This is a genomic window from Candidatus Zixiibacteriota bacterium (assembly GCA_016933955.1).
Taxonomy (GTDB): domain Bacteria; phylum Zixibacteria; class MSB-5A5; order GN15; family PGXB01; genus JAFGTT01.
Map to the genome: position 1 here is coordinate 1 of JAFGTT010000002.1, position 22,943 is coordinate 22,943.

General features: G+C 50.6%; 24 protein-coding genes. 11 read left to right on the forward strand and 13 right to left on the reverse strand.

The window, feature by feature from the left end:
- Positions 1 to 1,506, reverse strand: a 1,506-nt coding sequence (locus tag JXQ28_00265) for a thrombospondin type 3 repeat-containing protein (protein ID MBN2276157.1), incomplete at its 3' end; no start/stop codon positions are given.
- A 503-nt stretch (positions 1,507 to 2,009) separates the two neighbouring features.
- On the opposite strand from JXQ28_00265, the gene JXQ28_00270 reads away from it, so the two are divergent.
- From JXQ28_00270 to JXQ28_00305, 8 genes are read left to right on the forward strand one after another with little or no spacing between them, the layout of a single operon-like run.
- A complete protein-coding gene (locus JXQ28_00270; protein MBN2276158.1) occupies positions 2,010 to 2,501 on the forward strand; it encodes an Rrf2 family transcriptional regulator in 492 nt (163 codons plus the stop codon).
- Between the two features lie 39 nt (positions 2,502 to 2,540).
- Entirely contained in the window at positions 2,541 to 3,314 is a 774-nt protein-coding gene (gene sufC / locus JXQ28_00275) for a Fe-S cluster assembly ATPase SufC (GenBank protein ID MBN2276159.1), read from the forward strand.
- Positions 3,315 to 3,316: 2 nt separating this feature from the next.
- Complete coding sequence (gene sufB, locus JXQ28_00280; GenBank protein MBN2276160.1) at positions 3,317 to 4,747, forward strand: Fe-S cluster assembly protein SufB; 1,431 nt, start codon at positions 3,317 to 3,319, stop codon at positions 4,745 to 4,747.
- Between the two features lie 34 nt (positions 4,748 to 4,781).
- Entirely contained in the window at positions 4,782 to 6,071 is a 1,290-nt protein-coding gene (gene sufD, locus JXQ28_00285; protein ID MBN2276161.1) for a Fe-S cluster assembly protein SufD, read from the forward strand.
- On the forward strand, positions 6,064 to 6,384 hold the full coding sequence (locus JXQ28_00290) for a non-heme iron oxygenase ferredoxin subunit (protein MBN2276162.1): 321 nt from the start codon (positions 6,064 to 6,066) through the stop codon (positions 6,382 to 6,384). The genes sufD and JXQ28_00290 overlap by 8 nt, the downstream gene beginning before the upstream one ends.
- A 26-nt stretch (positions 6,385 to 6,410) precedes the next feature.
- Positions 6,411 to 7,682 carry a cysteine desulfurase gene (locus JXQ28_00295; GenBank protein ID MBN2276163.1) on the forward strand — a complete coding sequence of 424 codons (1,272 nt, stop codon included), beginning with the start codon at positions 6,411 to 6,413 and terminating at the stop codon, positions 7,680 to 7,682.
- A complete protein-coding gene (locus JXQ28_00300) occupies positions 7,675 to 8,142 on the forward strand; it encodes an SUF system NifU family Fe-S cluster assembly protein (protein ID MBN2276164.1) in 468 nt (155 codons plus the stop codon). The genes JXQ28_00295 and JXQ28_00300 overlap by 8 nt, the downstream gene beginning before the upstream one ends.
- Positions 8,143 to 8,145: 3 nt before the next feature.
- Positions 8,146 to 8,454 carry a DUF59 domain-containing protein gene (locus JXQ28_00305; GenBank protein MBN2276165.1) on the forward strand — a complete coding sequence of 103 codons (309 nt, stop codon included), beginning with the start codon at positions 8,146 to 8,148 and terminating at the stop codon, positions 8,452 to 8,454.
- A 30-nt stretch (positions 8,455 to 8,484) separates the two neighbouring features.
- Here JXQ28_00305 and JXQ28_00310 read toward each other — a convergent pair whose 3' ends face one another.
- The 3 genes from JXQ28_00310 to JXQ28_00320 form a co-directional block, all read right to left on the reverse strand.
- A complete protein-coding gene (locus tag JXQ28_00310) occupies positions 8,485 to 9,243 on the reverse strand; it encodes an SDR family oxidoreductase (GenBank protein ID MBN2276166.1) in 759 nt (252 codons plus the stop codon).
- A 45-nt stretch (positions 9,244 to 9,288) separates the two neighbouring features.
- A complete protein-coding gene (locus JXQ28_00315) occupies positions 9,289 to 9,492 on the reverse strand; it encodes a DUF2892 domain-containing protein (protein ID MBN2276167.1) in 204 nt (67 codons plus the stop codon).
- A 146-nt stretch (positions 9,493 to 9,638) separates the two neighbouring features.
- Positions 9,639 to 10,394: a ZIP family metal transporter gene (locus JXQ28_00320; GenBank protein ID MBN2276168.1), complete on the reverse strand. Its 756-nt coding sequence runs from the start codon at positions 10,392 to 10,394 to the stop codon at positions 9,639 to 9,641.
- A gap of 283 nt (positions 10,395 to 10,677) precedes the next feature.
- Between JXQ28_00320 and lipB the strand changes: the two genes are divergently transcribed.
- The 3 genes from lipB (at position 10,678) to JXQ28_00335 (ending at position 13,198) form a co-directional block, all read left to right on the forward strand.
- The gene (gene lipB, locus JXQ28_00325; protein MBN2276169.1) at positions 10,678 to 11,373 is read left to right on the forward strand and encodes a lipoyl(octanoyl) transferase LipB; all 696 of its coding nucleotides are present in this window, start codon (positions 10,678 to 10,680) and stop codon (positions 11,371 to 11,373) included.
- Positions 11,374 to 11,461: 88 nt separating this feature from the next.
- Entirely contained in the window at positions 11,462 to 12,088 is a 627-nt protein-coding gene (locus tag JXQ28_00330) for an O-methyltransferase (protein ID MBN2276170.1), read from the forward strand.
- A gap of 57 nt (positions 12,089 to 12,145) precedes the next feature.
- Entirely contained in the window at positions 12,146 to 13,198 is a 1,053-nt protein-coding gene (locus JXQ28_00335) for a class I fructose-bisphosphate aldolase (GenBank protein MBN2276171.1), read from the forward strand.
- Positions 13,199 to 13,263: 65 nt separating this feature from the next.
- Here JXQ28_00335 and pgeF read toward each other — a convergent pair whose 3' ends face one another.
- From pgeF to JXQ28_00380, 9 genes are all read right to left on the reverse strand, one after another.
- The gene (gene pgeF / locus JXQ28_00340) at positions 13,264 to 14,163 is read right to left on the reverse strand and encodes a peptidoglycan editing factor PgeF (GenBank protein ID MBN2276172.1); all 900 of its coding nucleotides are present in this window, start codon (positions 14,161 to 14,163) and stop codon (positions 13,264 to 13,266) included.
- 31 nt (positions 14,164 to 14,194) lie between these two features.
- Entirely contained in the window at positions 14,195 to 15,592 is a 1,398-nt protein-coding gene (gene lpdA, locus JXQ28_00345; GenBank protein MBN2276173.1) for a dihydrolipoyl dehydrogenase, read from the reverse strand.
- 20 nt (positions 15,593 to 15,612) lie between these two features.
- Positions 15,613 to 16,899 (reverse strand): 2-oxo acid dehydrogenase subunit E2, encoded by a 1,287-nt coding sequence (locus JXQ28_00350; protein MBN2276174.1) that lies wholly within the window; start codon positions 16,897 to 16,899, stop codon positions 15,613 to 15,615.
- Between the two features lie 6 nt (positions 16,900 to 16,905).
- Positions 16,906 to 17,889, reverse strand: coding sequence for an alpha-ketoacid dehydrogenase subunit beta (locus JXQ28_00355; protein ID MBN2276175.1), 984 nt, complete (start codon positions 17,887 to 17,889; stop codon positions 16,906 to 16,908).
- Positions 17,890 to 17,949: 60 nt separating this feature from the next.
- Entirely contained in the window at positions 17,950 to 18,981 is a 1,032-nt protein-coding gene (locus JXQ28_00360; GenBank protein ID MBN2276176.1) for a thiamine pyrophosphate-dependent dehydrogenase E1 component subunit alpha, read from the reverse strand.
- A 115-nt stretch (positions 18,982 to 19,096) separates the two neighbouring features.
- On the reverse strand, positions 19,097 to 20,113 hold the full coding sequence (gene cydB / locus JXQ28_00365) for a cytochrome d ubiquinol oxidase subunit II (protein MBN2276177.1): 1,017 nt from the start codon (positions 20,111 to 20,113) through the stop codon (positions 19,097 to 19,099).
- A complete protein-coding gene (locus JXQ28_00370; protein MBN2276178.1) occupies positions 20,113 to 21,456 on the reverse strand; it encodes a cytochrome ubiquinol oxidase subunit I in 1,344 nt (447 codons plus the stop codon). Before JXQ28_00370 ends, cydB begins: the two co-directional genes overlap by 1 nt.
- A 154-nt stretch (positions 21,457 to 21,610) precedes the next feature.
- Complete coding sequence (locus tag JXQ28_00375) at positions 21,611 to 22,429, reverse strand: ferredoxin--NADP reductase (protein ID MBN2276179.1); 819 nt, start codon at positions 22,427 to 22,429, stop codon at positions 21,611 to 21,613.
- A gap of 16 nt (positions 22,430 to 22,445) precedes the next feature.
- Positions 22,446 to 22,940 (reverse strand): ferritin, encoded by a 495-nt coding sequence (locus JXQ28_00380; GenBank protein MBN2276180.1) that lies wholly within the window; start codon positions 22,938 to 22,940, stop codon positions 22,446 to 22,448.
- Positions 22,941 to 22,943: the final 3 nt, after the last annotated feature.

Sequence of the window (22,943 nt, forward strand, 5' to 3'; positions counted from 1 at the left end):
GGCATCGGCCTGATCCTGGTTGGTCACATCCGGGCAGTTGTCGCAGGCATCGCCAAAAGTATCCTCATCGGAATTGACCTGATCCTCATTGGCCACATCAGGGCAGTTATCACAGGCATTTCCCCAACTGTCCGTATCCGAGTTTTCCTGCCCGGGATTGGCCACCGCCAGGCAATTGTCGCAGGCATCGCCCACCGTATCACTGTCGCCATCGGCCTGATCGGGATTGGTTACGGTCGGGCAATTATCGCAGGCATTGCCATACTCATCGCTGTCGGAATTCTGCTGATCGGTATTGGGGGTGCTGATACAATTGTCACATATATCCCCGACATCGTCGCCATCGCCATCTTCCTGAAGCGGATTGACATCATCGGGGCAATTGTCACAGGCATTACCCAGTTCGTCATTGTCATTATCGAGCTGATCCTGATTGGCCACATCCGGACAATTATCGCATAGATCGCCGACATCATCATTATCCACATCATCCTGCTCCGGATTGTAATCGGTTGGACAATTGTCGCAGACATTACCGACCTGATCGAAATCGCCGTCGGCCTGATCATTATTGGCGACACCGGGACAATTATCGCAGGCGTCACCATAATTATCGCCATCGGCATTCTCCTGCAATGGATTATATATCGATATACAGTTATCGCAGGCATTACCGACCCCATCACCATCGTTATCCTGTTGATTGGGATTATATGTCGACGGGCAATTATCCACATCCGCACAATAACCATCGCCGTCGGCATCGTTATCGGGGTCATACGGACATTCATCGCAGACATCGCCGATATCATCTTCATCGACATCATCCTGATCGGGATTGGCTATCATGGGACAATTGTCAGCGGCGTTGGGAATACCATCACAGTCATAATCATTTACGCAACCGATTGTCCAGCAATGCGGCCCGTAAAACGGATAATTGGAGCCATCCGGTTCAAACAACCAGTCAAATTTTCCGGGAGGCTCCACATTGGGAACACTGCAGGAATCGATACAGAACGTCCCGGCATCATCGATTTTAAAGGCAAACCGAAAATACAATTGCTCGCCGAGATCGGTCGGCCAGCCGGTTGTCGAGGCCACGGTGTTATTAAAGGTGTCCGGCAGATTTCCATCCCAGCCAAAACCCCACAGATCAAATACAAAATTCCAGAAGGTATTGAAATCATTGACAATAAGAATGGAACTGTCATTATAGCTGACGGCCGGGTAGGTGGGTGTCTTGGCGCTGAAACCCTGCACATTCCAGTGCTGGGCATAAGTGATACTCTGATCCGGACTATAAAAGTACAAAGGCCAGCTGTAACCGGAATGCTGGAAACCATCATTGTTGTTCATGTAAATGTCGATGGTAAAAGGAACCCCGACTTCCAGAACACCGGGATCGATTTCCGGATCGGCTTCAACTCGGAAGGTTATGGCGTTGGCTTGTCCGGCTATCAGAATTAAAGCGGCCAAGACAAGAAGGAGCGAAATAGGTTTCATCAAATCCCTCCTTGGGCTGTGATAGGTTAGTACTATTATTTTCAGGCGGTTTGCTTTATTTTATAAGTCAATTATTTATAGCCTGATGCCCATCGGGAACCCTTTACCCCCTCTGATGTGATTAAAATAAAAAAACCTCCCAGTTATATTATAATATAAATCCAAAACTATGTTTCTGTCAAGCAGAAAATGGTATAATACGGGAAGAAACGGAGTTTTGATTATTGATATATTGGAATTGTTATTCCAATTATTGTATTACACGTCACACGCAGAAATCCGTCCCCGGTCACAGGATTATTCCAAACCGTAAATGAAAGAGGGATTTGTTTTCCCCGCCCCCCTTAATCAGAATCCGGATCCTCGTATATCATTTAATCATAATAACTTATCGGGAATGTCGGGATCGTTGACGAATTCAAATATTCAGCCTGGGAACTTTTTACTTTACTTTTATGTATAGTATTCGTATGTTATTAAAAGGCCTGCTATAAGGATAAGTTATGAAGATTACAGCATTAGAAGAATACGGCCTCCGGTGTATGTTGCAATTCGCCATAAGCGATAACGGCAAACCACTGACCCTTCCTGAAGTCAGTACAAAGGAAGGTCTATCTATTCCCTACACCGGAAAGCTCCTGATGATTTTAAAACAGGCCGGGCTTCTCAAGGCCATGCGCGGTCGCAACGGCGGTTATGTCCTGGCCAGACCCGCCACCGAAATGATGCTGGGTGAAATTTTCCGGGTGCTTGGCGATCGCTTCTACGGTCCGCATCACTGCCGGAGATACAGCGGCAATAGCGATGCCTGTGTTCACGACCAGGATTGCACCGTTCGTAATATATGGAATACTTTCGACCGCTTTATTAGCGGCATTCTCAATAAAGTCACCCTGGCCGATCTGGCGGCCGGCAATCTGAATTTCGTCGGAGCCTTGAATCCCATTCTCGATACCAGACTGCCGGACCGGACAATCCGGGGAAATAGATCCTGAGTAAATTATGATTGTGATTCCAATAATAATGAGGTAATTATGACGGCAACAAAGAAGATATTATCGGTCATAAATGTCCACGTTGAGGTGGAAGGTAAAGAAGTCGTCCGGGGTGTTTCCCTTGAAATTCACCAGAACGAGAAACATGCCCTGATGGGCCCCAACGGTTCCGGTAAATCCAGCCTGGCCAACGCCCTGGCTGGACATCCCAACTATACCATTACTTCCGGAGAGGTTCATCTTAACGGTAAAAATCTGCTGGAAATGGATGCCACCGAACGGGCGCTGGCCGGTCTTTTTCTGGGATTTCAGTACCCGCTTGCAATCCCCGGGGTCTCGGTGGCCAATTTCCTGCGGGCGGCCATTAAAGCCCGGGAAGGAGAAAAATCGCCCGCCCTCAAAAACTTTCGCAAAGATTTAAAAGAGCAATTCGAGCGCCTGGAAATCGACAAGGCCTTTGCCACCCGCTATGTCAACGATGGTTTCTCCGGCGGCGAAAAAAAACGGCTGGAAATTCTGCAGATGGCCATGCTGAAACCAACCATGGCAATTCTTGATGAAACCGATTCGGGACTCGATATTGACGCTCTTAAGATAGTCTCCCGCGGTATTAATGAATCGGCCCGGCCCGATGGCGCCGTTCTCCTGGTGACCCATTACCAGCGCCTGCTCAACTATGTCAAACCTGATAGGGTGCATGTTATGATAAAGGGACGGATTGTCCGGGCCGGAGGTCCGGAACTCGCTTTGCAACTTGAAGATCAGGGTTATGATTGGCTTCATTCCGAGGCCATCGAGGAAGTCGGGGTGTAAGTATGAGTGAGGTTTTGAAAAAAAACGCCGGTATTGCCGATATCGGCGATAATTATGCCGAAAAATACGGTTTCCACGATCCCGAGGAGTATTTCCACAAGGGGGCCAAGGGCCTCAATCATGAAGTCGTCGAAATGATCTCCCGCATGAAACAGGAACCGGACTGGATGCGTGATTTCCGGCACCGGGCCTTAGATACTTTTCTGGCCAAACCGATGCCTCGCTGGGGAAATACCGAAATTCTCAATGCCATCGATTTTGACAATATTTACTACTATATCAAACCAATCGAAAAACGCGGCGAATCATGGGAAGATGTTCCTGAATATATCAAGAACACCTTTGAAAAACTGGGTATCCCCGAAGCCGAACGCAAATTTCTGGCCGGGGTTTCGGCCCAGTATGAATCGGAAGTGGTGTATCATTCCTTCAAGGAAGACCTGGAAAAACAGGGCGTGATTTTTCTTGACATGGACAGCGGCTTAAAGCAACACCCCGAACTCGTTAAAAAATATTTTTCCACCGTTATACCCATGGCCGACAACAAATTTGCCGCCCTCAATTCGGCCGTCTGGTCGGGCGGTTCATTCATTTATGTCCCGCCGGGAATTGATGTAAAGATCCCGCTCCAGGCCTATTTCCGGATTAACGCCGAAAACATGGGCCAGTTCGAACGAACCCTGATTATCGCCGATAAAGGTTCCCGGGTGCATTATATCGAGGGATGTACGGCTCCGGTTTACAGTTCCAATTCGCTCCATTCGGCGGTCGTGGAACTGATCGCCCTGGATGGTGCTTATATCCGCTATACCACCATCCAGAACTGGGCGCATAATATTCTCAACCTGGTCACCAAGCGGGCGGTGGCACACAGCCATGCCACCGTGGAATGGGTTGATGGAAATATCGGTTCCAGACTGACCATGAAATACCCCTGTGTCTATCTGGTCGGTCAGGGAGCTCGAGGCGAAATTCTTTCCATTGCCTTCGCCGGAAAGAACCAGCATCAGGATGCCGGGGCCAAAGTTATCCACGCCGCTCCCGACACCAGTTCCCGGATCACTTCCAAATCGATCTCCAAGGCCGGTGGACGAGCTTCGTACCGCGGCCTGGCCAAGGTCTATCCCGGCGCCGAAAACAGCAAAATCTCCGTAGAGTGTGATGCTCTGTTAATTGATGACGCCTCGCGTTCCGATACCTACCCGACCATGGAAATCGATGCCGATAACGTTCGGATCGAACATGAAGCCCGGGTCAGTAAAGTGGCCGAGGAACAGATTTTTTATCTGACCAGCCGGGGATTATCCGAAGATGAAGCCCGTCTGCTGATAATCAATGGTTTTATCGAACCGTTTACCAAAGAACTGCCGATGGAATACGCCGTTGAGCTGAACCGATTGATTGAACTCGAAATGGAAGGATCGGTCGGCTGAGGACCGATCCTGGTAAAAAGATTGAGGAGCTGTAATGGCAACTAAAACGACCGCATTTAGAAAAGCCTCTGATAAAGAATCAAAATGGCTTTACAATAAACGCAAAAACGACTGGGCCGCATATCTCGAGAGTAATCTTCCCGACCGGGTGGTCCATCTCTGGAAATATACTGACCCGGCCCAATTTCTTCTCGATAACCAGCATAAAATATCCACTAATCACTCGGTTCAATCCAATTTATCCGGTCTGGACAAAGACCTGCTAAAAGCCGAATTCGCCGGTTACGGTTACAACCGCCCCGACCTCATGACGATCGCCATGTTGAATCCCGAATTGAATGAAACCGGGATTATATTCAAAGACCTCAACACGGCTGTCTTTGAAAACGAAAACCTGGTCGGTAACCATCTGGGTCATCTTATCGGAAGTGATTTCGGGAAATTCGAGGCCATGAATTCCGCCCTTTGGAATTCGGGCTTGTTTCTTTATATTCCCGATAATACCATTATCGAAAAACCGATTCAATTGCATCGTCACCCGGTCGGAGCGGCAACATTTTTAAGATTATTGGTCATCGTCGGAAAGAACGCCGAAGTCACCCTGATTGACGATTATCATGGTCAGATTACCGAGGGCGAGGGCTTACTCAACAGTGCCGTGGAAATTTTCGCCGGAGCCGCATCGCGAGTCCGTTATGCCAACCTGCAACGTCTGCCGCACAATTGCCGTGCCTATATCACCTATCGTTCGCGCGTTGATCATGGTGCCAATATTTTCTCGGCCCTCGGCGCTCTGGGCGGTTCGGTATCCAAGGTCAACACCGGAACCGTTCTCAATGGCCGCGGATCCGAAAGCCGTATCGCCGGAATCGTCTTTGGCGGCAAAGATCAGCATTTCGATTACCATACCCTCCATGAACACCGGGCCGATGAATCGTTTTCCAATATCGATTTCAGGGTCATTTTGAAAGATAAAGCGGTTTCGGCTTACACCGGTCTGATAAAAATCGACGAACAGGCTCGTAATTGTGAAGCCTACCAAATCAATCGTAACCTGCTTCTCAATCCGGGAACGAAAGCAGAATCCATCCCGGAGCTTGAAATTCTCAATGATCAGGTTCGCTGTACTCACGGAGCCACTATGGGTCCGATCGATCCCGAGATGCTTTTTTATCTCAGAAGTCGGGGTATTTCCAATCAGGAAGCAGTTAAAACCGTGGTCTCCGGTTTTGTCGAACCGATGATCAATGAGCTTCCGGAATCACTCCGGGAAACTCTCAGGAATATGGTGGTCGGCAAGCTGACCGGAGAAGATAATGACTGAGGAATATATCAGGGTCTGCCGCCTCGATGACCTGCAGGAAGCCCGGACCAGGGTCTTCGAGATCGGCGGTAAACAACTGCTGGTCGCCCGGGAAAAAGACCAGGTCTATATAATCGACAATACCTGCACCCATGACAACGGCATCATCGGTGACGGTAAAGTCATTCAGGGCGAGGTTCAGTGTCCGCGCCATGGGGCGCGGTTCGATATCAAAACCGGACGGGCCATGCAACTGCCGGCCATAATGGATATCAAAACCTATAAAACCATGGTTGTAAATGGCGATGTCATGGTATCGCTGAAACGATATTGACGCATATAAAACCGGAATAATTTTTTATGCATACGATAACCAAATCCAGGGCTACTGTTAATCGGAATAAATTCGATCCGGCCCTAATAAAAAGGGATTTCCCGATTCTGCAGAGGAAAATCAACGGCCACCGGCTGGTCTATCTTGACAGCGCCGCCACCACCCAGAAACCGATCTCGGTGTTGAAATCTCTCGATGATTATTATCGGGCGCACAACGCCAATGTTCACCGGGGGTTGCATACCCTTGCCGAGGAAGCGACCTTGGCCTTCGAGACCACCCGCGAAAAAACCGCGCAATTCATCGGCGGAGTTAAATCCGAGGAAATCATCTACACCCGTAACGCCACCGAGGCCATCAATATGGTCGCTCAATCCTGGGGCCGGGCCAACATAAAAAAAGGGGATCGCATCGTTACCACCCATATGGAGCATCATGCCAATCTCATCCCCTGGATAATCCTCGCCCGCGATACCGGGGCTGAATTGCAATATATCCCGATTGACAACGATGGTTTCCTGGTGCTGGATCATCTTGAGGACATCATCGATACCCGCACCCGGCTGGTGGCCCTGACCCAGATGTCGAATGTCCTCGGGACCATTAATCCGGCTGATAGAATCATCGACCTGGCTCACCGGCGCGGCGCCCTGGTCTTAATCGACGGCGCTCAAAGTGTCCCCCATATGCCGGTTAATGCTGTCGAATTGGATACCGATTTCCTGGCCTTCTCGGCCCATAAAATGCTCGGGCCAACCGGAATCGGAATCCTCTATGGGAAAAAAGAAATTCTGGAAAGCATGGAGCCGGTTCAGTACGGCGGCGAGATGATCAGTGCCGTCACCTTCGAATCCGCCACCTGGGCCGATCTGCCTTACAAATTCGAAGCCGGAACACCCAATATTGCCGATGCCGCCGCCTTCTCCCCCGCTCTGGATTATCTGATCAACCTGGGCATGGAAAATATCCGCCGACATGAAATGGAATTGACTGCTTACGCTTTGGAAAAACTCGCCAGTTTGAAACATATCGAAGTTTTCGGACCCAAAAATCCCGAACTTCGAGGCGGAGCCATTTCGTTCATCGATTCTGCTATCCACCCCCACGATCTGGCCCAGTACCTTGATTCGTACGGAATCGCCATCCGGGCCGGACACCACTGCGCTCAGCCCCTGGCTCGTTTGCTGGGTGTCTCATCCACGGCCCGCGCCAGTTTTTACATTTACAATACCCTCGATGATATCGATACCATGGTGGAGGCTCTCAAAGAGGCCCGGAGGTATTTTGGTCATGTCTGAAAATCTGGCTGATCTCTACCGCGATATCCTGATGGAGCATTACCGCTATCCCCGGGGACATAATCTGGTAAGGCATCCCGACTATATCAACCAGGGGCATAATCCGGTCTGCGGCGATGAAATCGAAATAAAAGTAAAAATGGACGGCGATAAAGTTAAGCATGTTTATGTCAATTGTGTCGGATGTGCCATATCGGTAGCCTCCGGTTCCATGCTGGCGGAAATCATTGAGGGGAAGACTATTCCCGAGGTCAAACATATCGCCGCAATTATAAAAGCCATGCTAAAGGGCGAGGAATATGACCCCGGAGATCTCGATCTGGGCGATCTGGAAGCTCTCCGGGGGGTCAAGAAATTCCCGGTCCGTATCAAATGCGCCCTGCTGTCTTGGACTACTCTGATCGATGCCCTTGAGGCCGGTGAGATCGGTCATCCGGCAATGCCTTCATCGATAGAGTGAATTATGAAACTGACTCGCGAGTTGATCCTGGAACATATCAGCCCGATTGAAGATCCCGAAATGCATATCGGACTGGTCGATCTGGGTTTGATTTATGATGTCGATATAAAAAAAGACGGCGTGGTCAATGTTACCATGACCCTGACCTCGCCGGTCTGCCCGATTGGACCGGAACTTTCCATGATGGTGCAGAAAAAAATCGAGGAACTTGAGGGAGTCACCGATGTCAATGTTTATATTGTTTTCGACCCGCCCTGGGACCCGGCGGAGATGGCCTCTGATGAGGCTAAGGATGAACTGGGGATCTGGTAAGTATGGTCTCTTTGATTCGTCCTGACATTTCTAACCGACAATATTCCGGCCGCCGTCAATCACCACAAACTGACCGCATATCATAGCGGCTTCATTGGAAGCCAAAAACGCCACCACCCGGGCAATATCCTCCGGCTCGACAATTCTTCCCGCCGGGGTATGATAACGGGCATGGCCGAGAACTTCCCCGGCCCCGGGAATGGAACGGGCAGATTTGGTATCGGCCAATCCAGCCAGAACTCCGTTGACCACAATTCCCTTCTCCGCCAGTTCATATGCCAGACCACGGGTAATCGATTCCAGTGCCGCTTTGGCCGGGCCAACCACCCCATAGCCGGGGATAACTTTCTGACCGCCGTCACTGGTGATACTGATAATCCGGCCATATCCGCCGTTCATCAGCGGAACCGCCCGCCGGGCCAGATCCAGTAGAGATCGGGCCGAGGCCGCCATGGTGATATCCCAGTGTTTTCGAGTGACATCCATAAGCTGACCGGGCACTCCAAAAGCGGCATTGGCAATGACAATATCAATTCCGCCGTAAATATTTTTTATTTCATCGAAGAGGCGATCAAGAGCTTCTTCATTTCCCATATCGGCCCGAAGCGCCACTGACTCTCCTCCGGCGGCCCTGATTTCCCCGGCCACCGCTTCGGCATCACTCCGACTCCTCCGATAATTGACAATTACCCGGCATCCCTCACCGGCCAAACGGAGGGCAATAGCTTTTCCGAAACCGCGTGACCCGCCGGTTACAAGAGCCCGCTTTCCATGCAATTCAGCATACATACCTGTATCCCCCTCAGTTTTCAAATTTTTAATAATCGGATCGGTTTATGAGTTTTCGGCCCGGTGTTTGGTTTTGCAGGTGGAAATTCCGAACGGCACATATAAACAGCAGAGTCCGGTAACGGCCGTTAAAATTGGGATTATTCCGAGTAGTCCCCACCAACTGCCATAAGCATAGCCAAGAGCGATAATTATCACCCCGACAATAATCCTGATCAGCCGATCAAGGCCGCCGATGTTGGTCTTCATTTTTATCACCTTTCTTTGGATGTGATTGATTTTATTTTGCAATTCAAATCTGGACCAGATAAATCATCTTTTGAGACTTAACAAGATGACCGGCGGTTTAGTTCCCGGCTTTTATTATGATATTGAATAACAGCAGATTACGATTTTTACCCGAGAGCGACATCCAATGTCATCATGACCGCAAAACCGATAATGGCTCCGAAGGTGGCGGCATGAGAGTGTCCCCCTCTCTGTGATTCGGGGATTAATTCCTCGACCACGACAAAAATCATGGCTCCGGCGGCAAAAGCCAGGGCGTATGGAAGAATCGGCTGCGCGACCAGAACCAGTCCCGCCCCCAGAACCCCTGCGACCGGCTCCACCAGACCGGACAACTGACCGTACCAGAAGCTCTTGAGACGGGAAATTTTCTCCCGGCGTAAAGGCATCGATACCGCCATTCCCTCGGGAAAATTCTGTATCCCGATCCCCAGCCCGAGGGCGATTGCCCCGGCCAGGTTGGCCGACGGGTAGCCGGCCGCGACCGCTCCGAAAGCCACTCCCACCGCCAATCCCTCGGGGAAATTATGCAGGGTGATGGCCAGAACCAGCAAAGTCGTCCTTCGCCAGGAAGTTTTGATTCCTTCTTCTTCAACTTCATCCGAGCCGGGAGCGAAGTCAACATGGATATGGGGCAGAATCCTGTCTATCAGGCGAAGACAGGCCGCACCCAGTAGAAAACCGGCGGTGGCCGGAATCCACGATGGTAAACTCTTACTCTCCGACATCTCGATGGCCGGAGCCAGTAGCGACCAGAAACTGGCCGCAATCATCACCCCGGAGGCAAATCCAAGCATCCCGTCAAGGGTCTTACGCGATAATTCTTTCGCGCTAAAAACACCGGCGGCCCCGGCCGCCGTCATAAGCCAGGTAAAAATAGTGGCAATCAGGGCCTGGATAATTGGATTCAATCCGGAAAACCATTCCGCAATACTCACGTTTATTACCTTTCCCTTTAGATGGATTATATAATAACAACGGCATCGGGTAAAATCAATTACAAAAAGCCTGATGATTGACACACTTAATTATGGATGTCGCCAATGAGTTATCATGACGGAACCGCTTGACGCCGATATTTGTTGAGAAGTATTATATTTATTGATCGGCAGACGGCAACGCTATTTGGCAGGACAATAAAATATTATGAACGGAAACGGTTACAGGCGCCTGTTAAGGTTCGACCTGGGAAGAACTAAATACGAAGAAACCTGGAAACTGCAAAAAAAACTGGTTACCTTACGTTCTCAAAAAAAAATCCCCGATTGCCTGATTATAACCGAACATGATCCCGTCATTACCATGGGCCGCGGAACCGACCCCGATAACCTTCTGGTCACCCCTGAGAAACTGCTGAACGGGGGTATCTCTCTTTTCGAAGTGGAGCGTGGCGGCGATATCACCTTTCACGGACCGGGCCAGACTGTCCTGTATCCCATCATTGATCTCCATAATCGCGGTTGTGATGTTCATCAATATCTCCGCGATCTCGAGCAATTCGTAATCAATACTCTGGAGGAAATAGGCCTTGAAGCTGAAACCCGGCCCGGCCCGACCGGAATCTGGGTCGATGATTATAAAATCGGGGCGATCGGGGTGGCGGTTTCCAGGTGGATAACCTATCACGGACTGGCTCTTAATGTAAATACCAATCTAAAATATTTCGATCTGATAAATCCTTGCGGAATTACCGAATATCCGGTGGGGTCAATAGCCGATCTCCTCGGCGAAGAAATCGACATGAAAGAAATGAATAATCTTCTTGCAGAAATGTTTGCAGAATACTTTAATTACCAGATAGAGGAAAATAACAATTTGAATGCCCTTCCGGGCTCTGTTTAAATTCTGCGCCGGCGGTTATGGAAGAAAGGGATTTTCTTCCCGGTAAGTTTTATCGCCACGCGGATCACCATGATCGGGAGCAAAGCGGATGCATATTACCGAACCCCGTCTCAATGAATACATTCTCAATTCCCTGCCGGAACGCGATCAGGTTCTACTTGAGATGGAAGCTTATGCCCGCGAGAATCATTTCCCGATTATCGGTCCGATGTGCGGTACCTTTCTGCGCCAGATGGCTCTGCTGGTTGATGCCCGCGATATTTTTGAAATGGGTTCGGGATTCGGATATTCCGCTTACTGGTTTGCCGGGGGTATGAGAACCGGGGGGAAAATAGTCTGTAGCGAGGGATCCGAAAAAAATCGTGACCGGGCCATGGAATATCTCGGCCGCGGCGGATTTGAGGCCATGGTGGACTTCCGGATTGGACGGGCCCAGGATATTATCCGGCAGTTTGACGGCCCTTTCGATATTATCTTAAACGATATCGACAAAGAGCAATATCTCGAGGCTTTTGATTTGGCCATTCCAAGACTTCGCCGCGGGGGATTGTTTATCACCGACAATGTCCTCCGGCACGGACGGATTCTCGAGCCGAATCCCGATGAGGAAGCCAGGACTATTCTTGAATTCAATAAAAGATTATTTGCATCAAAAGATATATTTTCATCGATAATTCCAATCCGCGATGGATTGGCGATAGCGGTTAAACTATAATTATAACAATAAACCGGGCAAAAGGACTTTGCTCGAAAAATCTGCGAGGTGTTTATCATGATAGACAAAATAACCAAAATGCTGGGTGATGATGCCGACAATCTGCTCAACCATAAGTCCAAAACCATCAGTAAAGACCAGTTGCATCTTCCGGGACCGGACTATGTCGAACGGGTCATGTCGATTTCCGACCGGCCCGCCACAGTGCTGAGGAATATGCAGACTTTGTATAATCACGGACGTCTGGCTGGAACCGGCTATCTATCCATCCTTCCGGTTGACCAGGGGATCGAGCATACGGCCGGGGCCAGTTTCGCCCCCAACCCCGTTTATTTCGATCCCGAAAACATTGTCAAGCTGGCAATCGAGGGCGGTTGTAATGGAGTGGCCTCAACCCTTGGTGTCCTCGGATCGGTGGCCCGGCGTTATGCCCACAAGATACCCTTTATCGTCAAGATCAACCATAACGAATTAATGACGTATCCCAACAAGTACGATCAGATTCTCTTCGCCTCGGTTGATCAGGTCTTCGAAATGGGCGCTATCGCCGTCGGAGCCACTATCTATTTCGGCGCCCCCGAGAGTAACCGCCAGATTGTGGAAATCGCCGAGGCGTTCGAGTACGCTCATAGCCTGGGCCTGGTCTGTATCCTGTGGGCTTATCTGCGCAATTCGGCCTTCAAGCATGATGGTACCGACTACCATGTGGCCGCGGACATGACCGGTCAGGCCAATCACCTGGGAGTAACCATTAAAGCGGATATCATCAAACAGAAACAACCGCAGACCAACGGCGGTTTTAAGGTCCTCAAGTTTGCCAAAACCGATGAGAAGGTTTATACCGAGTTGACCAGCGACCATCCTATCGACCTGACCCGCTACCAGGTAATAAGCAATTACATGGGCCGGGCGGGTCTGATTAATTCCGGCGGCGCCTCGGGCAAAAAGGATCTCGAGCAGGCCGTCAAGACCGCCGTGATCAACAAGCGGGCCGGCGGCATGGGCCTTATCAGCGGCCGTAAGTCTTTCCAGAAACCGATGAAAGATGGCGTTAAACTGCTTAATGCCATTCAGGATGTTTATCTCTGTAAAGAAGTCACGGTTGCCTGATTACCATTTGATTTAATAAAAAAAGGCGGATGATCACATCCGCCCTTTTTCTTTCCATCACATTTCTATTCCCACAGCATTATCCCCGCCGCCATTCGGCCCGATTTGGACCCCTGGTAACGGTACGAGAAGAACTGTTCCGGGTGGCTGTATGTACAAATCCCGGCAATTTCTATCTGATTCTCCGGGACACCCGCTTCAATCAACTGCCGCCGGTTGGCCTCCCAGAGATCGAAATAGCCTTTTTCACTTTTTTTATCAATTCGTATCAGACCATCAATAGTACCGAAACTTTTCTCTGCTTCTGTTATCACTTCCGGGCCAACCTCATATTTTTCCGGGCCGATCGATGGGCCGATCCCGACCACAAGATCACCGGGTTGACAACCGAACCGGTCATGCAGGACTGTCACCACCTCGGCCGAGATTTTCCCGACAGTTCCCCGCCACCCGGCATGAGCGATCCCGATTACATTATTTTTGGGATCGTAAAACATGACCGGGGTACAATCCGCTATAATAACCGTCAGACAAACATTCGGCAGACCCGTCACCATTGCATCGGCATGCTCCTTGGGGACTTTCATATACGACGTTTCCCGCTCGAAACTCTCCCGCGTGATAGCCCGCACACTGTTGCCGTGCTCCTGCCAGCTGCTGACAAAACATCCGGCTTCAATGCCGAGAATCGAAGCCACCAGCTCACGGTTGCGGATTACCCGGAGGGGGTTGTCACCGGCGGACAAACCCATGTTAAGAGTATCATAGGGCTCCTGGCTGAAACCTTTGTGGCGGGTCGTAACGAAATTCAGGATTCCGTCATATTCCGATAATCGATCACAATGCCAGAGCCTGACTGATTTTTCATAATCTTTAAACATTACCTGATTATACGGATTAAAAGCTATTTCAACCAGATTAAAAGCGAGGACCGGACAACCGCCGATCCCCGCATTTTGAATCAAACTTTTATCTTCAGTGGCGTATTCGCCGGACTCAATTAACGATATGAATAGCCCGTTTGTTGACATTCAGGGCCGCTTCCATCAGCGCTTCGGATAAAGTCGGATGAACCGCCATCATATGCCCCAGATCCTCCGCGGTACCATCCATCTCCATCATCGCCGTAGCGGTATAGATAATATCCCCCGAATGCGGCCCGAAAATATGCACTCCGAGAATCTCATCGGTTTCGGCGTCGGCAATCACCTTGGTAAAACCATCGACGGCCAGCGTGGCGATACCTTTGCCGACCGCCCGATACGGGAATTTACCGATCTTGATTTTTCTCCCGGAATCATCGGCCTCTTTCTCGGTTATCCCCACTCCGGCGATTTCCGGGTCGGTGAAAACCGCGTATGGGACCGCTTTCCAGTCGGCGCTCTCGGCGCTTCCGGCAATGGCCTCGACCGCCACAATCCCTTCATGCGAGGCTTTGTGCGCCAGAAGAATTCCTCCGGCCACATCGCCGATCGCGAAAATATTGCTCTTGTTGGTCCTCATGTACTTATCGACTTTGACAAATCCCCTCGAATCGAGCCCCACCCCGGCTTTCTCCGGGTTAAGAAGCCGTGTATTGGGTTTCATCCCGGCGGCCACCAAAACCATATCGAAAGTCATATTTTTGTTACCGTCCGGCGTTTCGATAACGACATTTATCTTATCCCCGGTTTTTTTCGAGGATAAGACTTTCGAAGAAAGCATGATTTCCATACCCTGTTTTTCAAGGGCCTTCTGACTGGCGGCGGAGATATCCTGGTCGAGCATCGGCAAAACCGCCCCGAGCATCTCGACAATAGTCACTTTGGACCCCAGGGTGCTGTAAACGGTTCCCATTTCCACCCCGATCGGCCCGGCTCCGACCACCAGCATGGTTTCCGGGATTTCTGGAATGTTGATCGCTTCCCTGGCTCCGATAATTTTCTTGCCGTCGAATTTTAAAACCGGCAATTCCATCAGATGAGTTCCGGTCGCAATAATAAAATTCTCCGCCTCGACCTTGATTTTCGTTCCGTCTTTATCGATCTCGATTTCCTTATCCGAAACAAAGACCGCTTCGCCCTCGAAGATCTTCACCTTAGCCTTGTCCAGAAGGAGTTTCACTCCTCCGGTCAGCCGTTTCACAGTGTCATCCTTGTGCTTGCGAAGTTTATCGAGATCTATAGTAACCTTTTCGGCGCCCAACCCGATTCGCCCGGCATGTTCCATAGTTCTTTTCAGTTCCGTAACGTACAGAAGCGTTTTGGATGGGATACAGCCCCAGTTAAGGCAAACCCCGCCCATATACTCTTTTTCGACAATGGCCGTTTTCAATCCCAGCTGGGCGGCCCTGATAGCGGCCACATACCCCCCGGGACCGGCCCCGATTACGACAACCTGGTATTTATCAGCCATAGCACTTGTCCTTTTTCTATTTAGATTACATCCACCAGCCAGCTCTCGGGATCCTCGAGATATTCAATCATTTTTCTTAAGAACTGCACGGCATAACCACCGTCAATCACCCGGTGATCGAAAGACAAACCGAAATTGAGGATCGGCCTTATAACGATTTCACCGTTGCGCACGACCGGTTTGTCGACAATCTTGTGGACACCGAGAATCGCTACCTGAGGCTTGGCAATAATCGGGGTTGATCCGAGCGCACCCAGACCGCCGGCGTTGGTGATGGAAATCGTTCCGCCCGAAATCTCCTCCATGGAGAGTTTGTCGGCATTGGCTTTCTCGGTCAATTCTCTCATCTCATGGGCGATTTGCAGCAGTGATTTCTGCTCGCAATGCTTGACGACCGGAACGATCAGGGAATTCTCGCGGGCCACCGCCATACCGATATTGAAATATTTCTTGACCCGCAGGATGTCTTTTTCATGAGTGGCATTGATCCAGGGAAAATCTCGCGCCGCAAAAATAATGGCCTTGGCGATAAACGGCAAAAAGGTAATCCGCACCCCGTGCTTCTCCTCAATCCGTTCGACATTCTTTTTCCGCCAGGCTTTTAACTCCGACATATCGCACTCATCGAAGGTTGTCACATGCGGAATGGTGAAAGCCGAATTGACCATATGATCGGAAATAACCTTGCGCACCCCGACAATCGGAATAACTTCTTCGTCTTCCTGGTCGGGCCAGACAAAATTCGGTCTGGTGACATCGGCCGAATGACGCATGTTGATATAATTGATGACATCTTCTTTGGAAACACGGCCGTCGTGCCCGGTGCCCTTGATCTTTCGCAAATCGATAAAATGCTCACGGGCCAGGCGGCGAACCACCGGCGATGATTTGGCGGCCTTGATTCCCGCCTCGATCGCCTCTTTGTCGGCATGGATACCCATTTTTTCGTGGTGTTCCATGGTTCCCACGAACTCCCGCGGGACTTCCTTGACCTCCTGCTCCTGCGGAATTCTCTCCTCGCCGGATTCAGGCTTGGTTTGGAAGGTTCTGGCTTCGGTGACTTCGCCCTCGACCTCCATCAGAGCAATCGCCTGACCGATCTCGACCACGGTATCCGGAGCAACCAGGTGTTTTTTCATGACGCCGTCATGGGGAGAGGGAATTTCCACATTGATTTTGTCGGTCATGATCTCGACCAGGGTATCATCGGTTTTGATTTGATCGCCCTCGTTCTTGAGCCATTTGACAATCGTCCCTTCGACAACCGATTCGCCCAACGGGGGGACAACAACCTTATATTCCATCATACCTCCCTAATATTCCAGAACTTTTTTAACAACATTGGTAATTTTCTCGGCATTGGGCAGAAAAAAGTGCTCCATCGGCGGCGCAAATGGTATCGCCGGGACATCCAGACCGCACACCCGGCTGACCGGGGCGTCAAGATAATCGAACAATTCTTCGGCTATGGCCGCTCCTACTTCGGCCATAACTCCGCCGGTCTTGGTGCCTTCCTGAACCAGGACCACTTTCGAGGTCTTCTTAACCGATTCAAAGATCGTTTCCCGGTCCCAGGGCAGAATCGTCCGCATATCGATAACTTCCGCCGAGATACCCTCTTTTTCCAGACCGGCCGCGGCTTCCATCGAGCGATGAGCCATCAAACCGTAGGCAACCAGAGTAATATCTTCCCCTTCTTTTCTTATGGCCGCCTTGCCGATCGGCACGGTGAAATCCTCATCGGGTAATTCTTCCTTTATCCAGCGGTACAACCGCTTATGTTCGAAAAAAATCACCGGATCCTCGCCGCGGATGGCCGATTTGAGCAATCCTTTGGCATCGTAGGCAGTCGACGGTAATAAAACGATCAAACCCGGCTGGGAGAAAAACCACTGCTCGTTTATCTGCGAATGGTACAATCCGCCGCCTACATCGCCGCCGCAACACACCCGGATGGTCATCGGGCAGGACCACTGCCCGCCGGTCCGGTAGCGCATTTTGGCCATCTGCTGGATGATCTGGTCCATCGAAGGCGTGATAAAATCGGCGAATTGGATTTCGGCCACCGGCCGGCATCCCACCAGGGCCGCCCCGACCGATCCGCCCGCAATATATACCTCGGATATCGGAGCATCAATCACCCGCTCGGCCCCGAATCGATCCAGCAAACCTTTGGTGGCTTTAAAAACGCCGCCGTACACGCCGATATCCTGGCCGATCATGAACACCCGTTCATCGCGCTCCATTTCTTCATAAAGCGCCTGGGTGATGGCTTCAATAAAACTCGTCTTTTTCATTCTATCTCCCGATACCTATTATCCTGTCTGAAGGCACGATCATCGACATCGCCGGATTCCTCAATATTCATCCCGGCGGACCGGAAAATACTTGGAGTACACATCATTGTAAGCTTCTTCCGGTTCCACATATTTTTCTTTCTCGCAGATATTCACGGCTTCATCGATTTCATGATTGATGTCTTCGATCATGGCCTCTCTCTGCTGATCGGTCAATAATCCCAGATCCATCATCATTCGCTCGGCCCGGGTCACCGTATCCTTTTTCTTCCACTCCTCGATTTCTTCCTCGCGGCGGTAATCGGCCGGATCGATTTCGGAATGCCCATAATAGCGATATGTCTTGCATTCGATCAGGGTCGGACCCTCCCCGGCCCTGGCCCGTTTGATGGCTTCCGCGGCAGTTTTGTGAACCAGGACGATATCATTACCGTCGATGGTAATACCAGGAAAACCGTAAGCTTTGGCGCGGTCGGAGAAATTCTCTATACCGGCCTGCATATGCGCCGGAACCGATTCGGCCCAGAGATTATTCTGGCAGATATAGACAATCGGTAATTTATGTATGCCGGCATAATTGACCGCCTCATGCCAGCCGCCGCGGGCGGTGGCGCCTTCCCCGAAAAAGGCAACCACGACATTGTCCTTTTTCTGAAGTTTGAAACCCATGGCACATCCGGTTCCAACCACCGTCTGCCCGGCCAGCGTTGAGGCCGGAGTAAATACTCCTTTATCCCGCCAGGAATAATGGCAGGGATGAGTCTTCCCCTTATCGGGTGAATTGGCCCGTGCGTATACCTGGGCGACAATATTAACCAGCGGAATTCCCTTGGTCACCGCGGCGCCAATCTCGCGATGCGACGAAGCCAGAATATCATCATCACGCAATCCGTAAGTCGGGCCCACCGTGGTGGCCTCCTGTCCCACGGCCGAAAAATAGGTCCCGGCAAAACGCCCCTGACGGAACAGCTTACGAAACCGCTCGTCCAGCGTCCGGGTCTTCAGAAGATTATAATATAGACCCCTAAGGGTTTCTTCCGGCAGACCGACCTGTTTTAAGCCGGGTTTGGCGGCCTTCTTCGTGGCTGGCATCCATCCTCCTTAAAACCATATAAAAAATTGAATATTCCAATTATAGATAATCCCGGTAAAGATTCAAAGGATATTATCTTTCCATTGATTTCCAACCGTTGCCAACCGGGAAACCTCAATAGCTTTCTTCCCCTATTACGGTGGTCCCCCTGAAAACCCGGTATATATAGGCCGAATAAATTATCACCAGGGGCATTCCAATACCCGCAATAATCAGCATCACCGTCAGCGTCCTCGACGTCGAAGAGGCATTATAAATGGTCAGGCTGTAAGCCGCGTTAATACTCGAGGGAACCAGCGCCGGAAACATCCCGACCGCCGCCAGCCCGATCATGCAGGCAATCATCACCGACGATGACAAAAACGAACGTCCATACCGGCCCGCCTTCAACGACAGCGGTATATAGACAATGGCCCCGAGCAGAAGCAAAAACAATATCCAGAAAACCGGATTGTCCAGAACACCGTCAAAAAGATAGGCCGCCGTGAATATGGATGCCACCGTTGCGGCAATATAAACAGCAATCATCATCATCCACATCGTTGATGCCCACCGGATCATCCGGTCACGAAGTTCTCCATCGGTTTTCATGGTCATATAGATAGCCCCGTGCATCAGGAACATGACCATACTCAGAACTCCGATCAAAATCGCATAAGGATTCAAAAGCCCGATAAAGGAACCGGTAAAAATACCATTGGAATCGATCGGGATTCCGCGCAGGATATTACCGACCGCAACCCCGAATAGAATCGCGGGAAGAAGCGAGCCCAGGCCGAACGACCAGTCCCAGAATTTTTTCCATCCCGGGGAATCGACCTTACCCCTGAATTCCAGCGATACCGCCCGAAAAATCAGGGCTACCAGAAGAAGCATCAAGGCCAGGTAAAAACCGCTGAAGACGGTGGCATAAACAAACGGAAAGGCGGCAAAAAGCGCTCCCCCGGCCGTCAGCAACCAGACCTCATTACCGTCCCAGACCGGACCGATGGCGTTGAGATTTATACGGCGCTCTTTTTCATCCCGGGCAAAAAGATGCAGTATCCCCACTCCGAAATCGAAACCGTCCAGGATGGCGTAGCCGATTATCAGAACACCCACCAGCAAAAACCAGACTGTGTTGAGATCCATTACGCCGTCACCTCCTTGACTGCCCCGCCGTGCAGACTGTGATTGGCCTCCCGTACCAATAGAAAAACATACAGGATAAACAACATCAGGTAAACCAATCCGAAAAGTATGATCGAAAAGAGAATCTCCCCCGCCGAAACCGTCAGCGAAATGGCATCAGCCGTTTTCAGCATCCGGTACACCACCCAGGGCTGCCGGCCGACCTCGGCCGCGACCCATCCGAACTGACAGGCCACTACCGGTAACGGCAAAGAAACAATCAGGAGTTTATAATACCATTTTTTATCATAGAGCCTTTTACGATACAGGAAAAACACGCCCAGTCCCGTTACGCCAATAAAAAACAGCCCCAGGATAACCATGTTATGAAACGAGACGAACGTCAGCCATAACGGGGGGATTTCATCGGCCGGAAACTCATCGATACCCTGCACATGGGCATCGATATCTCCGAAAGCCATCCAGCTCAACAATCCCGGAATCTCAACAGCCGCCTGCATCTCCGGAGGTGGCGCGGCATTGACAAATCCAAACAGGAGCAGTGGCGCCTGTCTTTGCCCGGAATACAATCCCTCGATCGCCGCGAATTTTTCCGGCTGGGTCCGGGCCACCTGCCTGGCATGTTCATGACCGGTTGGAAACACCGCTAGCAAAGAAAATATCAGGCCCGCAATAATCGCAACTTTCAAAGCCTTCCGGGCGAATGGCAGTTCCTTTTTCTTATGCAGTAAATAAGCTGAAATACCGGCCAGGAAAAAAGCTCCGGATATCACTGAGGCCGTCATGGTGTGGAAAAATCTTATCAACGTGGAGGGATTGAAAACCGCTTCATAGAAACTGGTCAATTCCGCCCGACCATTCTGCAAAACATACCCGGCCGGAGTCTGCTGCCAGGAATTGGCCACCAGAATCCAGAAAGCGGAAATAGTTGCCCCCACCGCCACCATCAAAATCGAAAACCAGTGAATCCCCTTGGAAAGGCGTTTGCGTCCGAACAGGTACAAACCCAGAAAGGCCGACTCCATAAAAAAGGCGAAAATACCCTCGGCCGCCAGCGGTGCGCCGAAAATATCGCCGACGAATTTCGAATACTCGGCCCAGTTGGTCCCGAACTGAAACTCCATGACGATACCGGTGGCCACTCCCATGGCAAACGTCAGAGCCAAAACCTTGCTGAAAAATTTCCCCGCCCCAATATAGGTTTCATTCCCTGTCTTCCATCCGATTCCCTCGATTATGACCAGCAACCAGGCCAGTCCGATCGAAACCGGCGGGAATATGAAATGAAAACCGATCGTCATCGCAAATTGAATCCGCGACAGTACAACCGGATCTAAATCCATTGAGTCTCCTCCATGTGTATTATTTCGCGGGTCAGCAATACCCCGGCATCTGTATTTTTAAATTAACTCCCAAATTCTAATGACTGAGACAGGTTATTTCCATCACTCGGTCCCGGCCGGCGATACCCCATTTCATCAATGGCGGTATCCCGGTTCAATCATACTTCTCGAGATGAATCTGCCCCGGCCTGTCCGAACCGCTTTCGATAAAACCCTCTTTCCCCAGGAGTCTTATCATACCATCGATCATCATCGGGTTGCCGCAGAGAAAAATATGAGTGTCCTTCGGCGTCGGATGAAATCCCCAGGCTTTATCAAGAGCCCCATCTTCCCAGATTTTCTGGACAAAACCGCGGTATCCTTTCCAGGGTGTCCATTCTCTTTCGGGTTCACTGATGATGGGGAAATAATTGAAATTTTTGGCCATCAAATCCAGAGTTCGCAGTTCATTGTTGTAACCCAAATCCCACGAATGCCGGGCTCCATGAATGACGGCGAAACGATGTCTCAAACCTTCGGCGGCTTCGGTCCGGATCATACTCATATAAGGCGCCAACCCGGTCCCGGTGGCAATCAGAACGGCATTTAACTCATTCGGAACATCCGAAAGAGTGAACATTCCGGAAAAGTGAGTCGATAGCCACAGCTTATCCCCGATCTTCAGGTTAAATAAACGCGGTGTGAGCGATCCGGAGTACACCAGAGCGATATAATATTCAAGGTATGCCTTGGCCACCGATGACGAGGCTACTGAATATGCCCTGAGGATGAGTTTGTCCGGATCAGCCAGAGGATCCCCCTGAGGATCGGCCGAAGGACACCGGGCCGCAGAACCCGGTAATCCCAGAATACTGTACTGTCCGGGGGTGAAGTCGGGCAGTTCCCATCCATTGGGAACAACCCGTAACTTAATCAGCCCCGGCGCCACCTCGATACGCTGGGCGACAATCGCATTAGCTTCCCTGGTTATCATAGCCGTAGGTAAGCTTCTACTTGGCCGCGCCTCGTTTTCCGGCTTCACGATCCATCATGAAAAGAGCACCGGTGCTGTCGGACACCATCTTCATATGCTCGACCATCAATCCCACCGAGGCTTCTTCTTCCACCTGCTCGTCGATAAACCAGTTAAGCATGCTGTTCGAGGCAAAATCATTCTCCGCCATCGACAGCTTGACCAGCTTCTCGATGCAACCGGTGATATGCTTCTCATGTTTCAACGACTCCTGGAATGCCTCCAGAGGTGATTTCCATTCGGTCTTGGGACCTTTGATCGGCTGCAATTTAACCGTTCCGCCCCGTTCCTGGATATGATCGAAAAACTTCATGGCATGGACCATTTCTTCCTTTGCCTGGGCTTTCATCCAGGCCGCGAAACCCTCGAAATTCTTCGTACTGAACCAGGCCGACATGGACAGGTAAAGATAGTACGAAAACAACTCCTCATTAATCTGATCATTGAAAGCCTTTTCGATTTTCTTATTCATATT

Coding starts and splice junctions, on each gene's coding strand:
- JXQ28_00380 (MBN2276180.1), bottom strand. CDS start 22,940: ATGAATAAGAAAATCGAAAAGGCTTTCAATGATCAGATTAATGAGGAG.
- cydB (MBN2276177.1), bottom strand. CDS start 20,113: ATGGATCTCAACACAGTCTGGTTTTTGCTGGTGGGTGTTCTGATAATC.
- lpdA (MBN2276173.1), bottom strand. CDS start 15,592: ATGGCTGATAAATACCAGGTTGTCGTAATCGGGGCCGGTCCCGGGGGG.
- JXQ28_00290 (MBN2276162.1), top strand. CDS start 6,064: ATGACTGAGGAATATATCAGGGTCTGCCGCCTCGATGACCTGCAGGAA.
- JXQ28_00330 (MBN2276170.1), top strand. CDS start 11,462: ATGCATATTACCGAACCCCGTCTCAATGAATACATTCTCAATTCCCTG.
- sufD (MBN2276161.1), top strand. CDS start 4,782: ATGGCAACTAAAACGACCGCATTTAGAAAAGCCTCTGATAAAGAATCA.
- JXQ28_00375 (MBN2276179.1), bottom strand. CDS start 22,429: ATGATAACCAGGGAAGCTAATGCGATTGTCGCCCAGCGTATCGAGGTG.
- JXQ28_00370 (MBN2276178.1), bottom strand. CDS start 21,456: ATGGATTTAGATCCGGTTGTACTGTCGCGGATTCAATTTGCGATGACG.
- JXQ28_00305 (MBN2276165.1), top strand. CDS start 8,146: ATGAAACTGACTCGCGAGTTGATCCTGGAACATATCAGCCCGATTGAA.
- sufB (MBN2276160.1), top strand. CDS start 3,317: ATGAGTGAGGTTTTGAAAAAAAACGCCGGTATTGCCGATATCGGCGAT.
- JXQ28_00335 (MBN2276171.1), top strand. CDS start 12,146: ATGATAGACAAAATAACCAAAATGCTGGGTGATGATGCCGACAATCTG.
- JXQ28_00300 (MBN2276164.1), top strand. CDS start 7,675: ATGTCTGAAAATCTGGCTGATCTCTACCGCGATATCCTGATGGAGCAT.
- JXQ28_00295 (MBN2276163.1), top strand. CDS start 6,411: ATGCATACGATAACCAAATCCAGGGCTACTGTTAATCGGAATAAATTC.
- JXQ28_00360 (MBN2276176.1), bottom strand. CDS start 18,981: ATGCCAGCCACGAAGAAGGCCGCCAAACCCGGCTTAAAACAGGTCGGT.
- JXQ28_00270 (MBN2276158.1), top strand. CDS start 2,010: ATGAAGATTACAGCATTAGAAGAATACGGCCTCCGGTGTATGTTGCAA.
- JXQ28_00320 (MBN2276168.1), bottom strand. CDS start 10,394: ATGACGGCGGCCGGGGCCGCCGGTGTTTTTAGCGCGAAAGAATTATCG.
- JXQ28_00315 (MBN2276167.1), bottom strand. CDS start 9,492: ATGAAGACCAACATCGGCGGCCTTGATCGGCTGATCAGGATTATTGTC.
- JXQ28_00310 (MBN2276166.1), bottom strand. CDS start 9,243: ATGTATGCTGAATTGCATGGAAAGCGGGCTCTTGTAACCGGCGGGTCA.
- JXQ28_00355 (MBN2276175.1), bottom strand. CDS start 17,889: ATGAAAAAGACGAGTTTTATTGAAGCCATCACCCAGGCGCTTTATGAA.
- lipB (MBN2276169.1), top strand. CDS start 10,678: ATGAACGGAAACGGTTACAGGCGCCTGTTAAGGTTCGACCTGGGAAGA.
- sufC (MBN2276159.1), top strand. CDS start 2,541: ATGACGGCAACAAAGAAGATATTATCGGTCATAAATGTCCACGTTGAG.
- JXQ28_00350 (MBN2276174.1), bottom strand. CDS start 16,899: ATGATGGAATATAAGGTTGTTGTCCCCCCGTTGGGCGAATCGGTTGTC.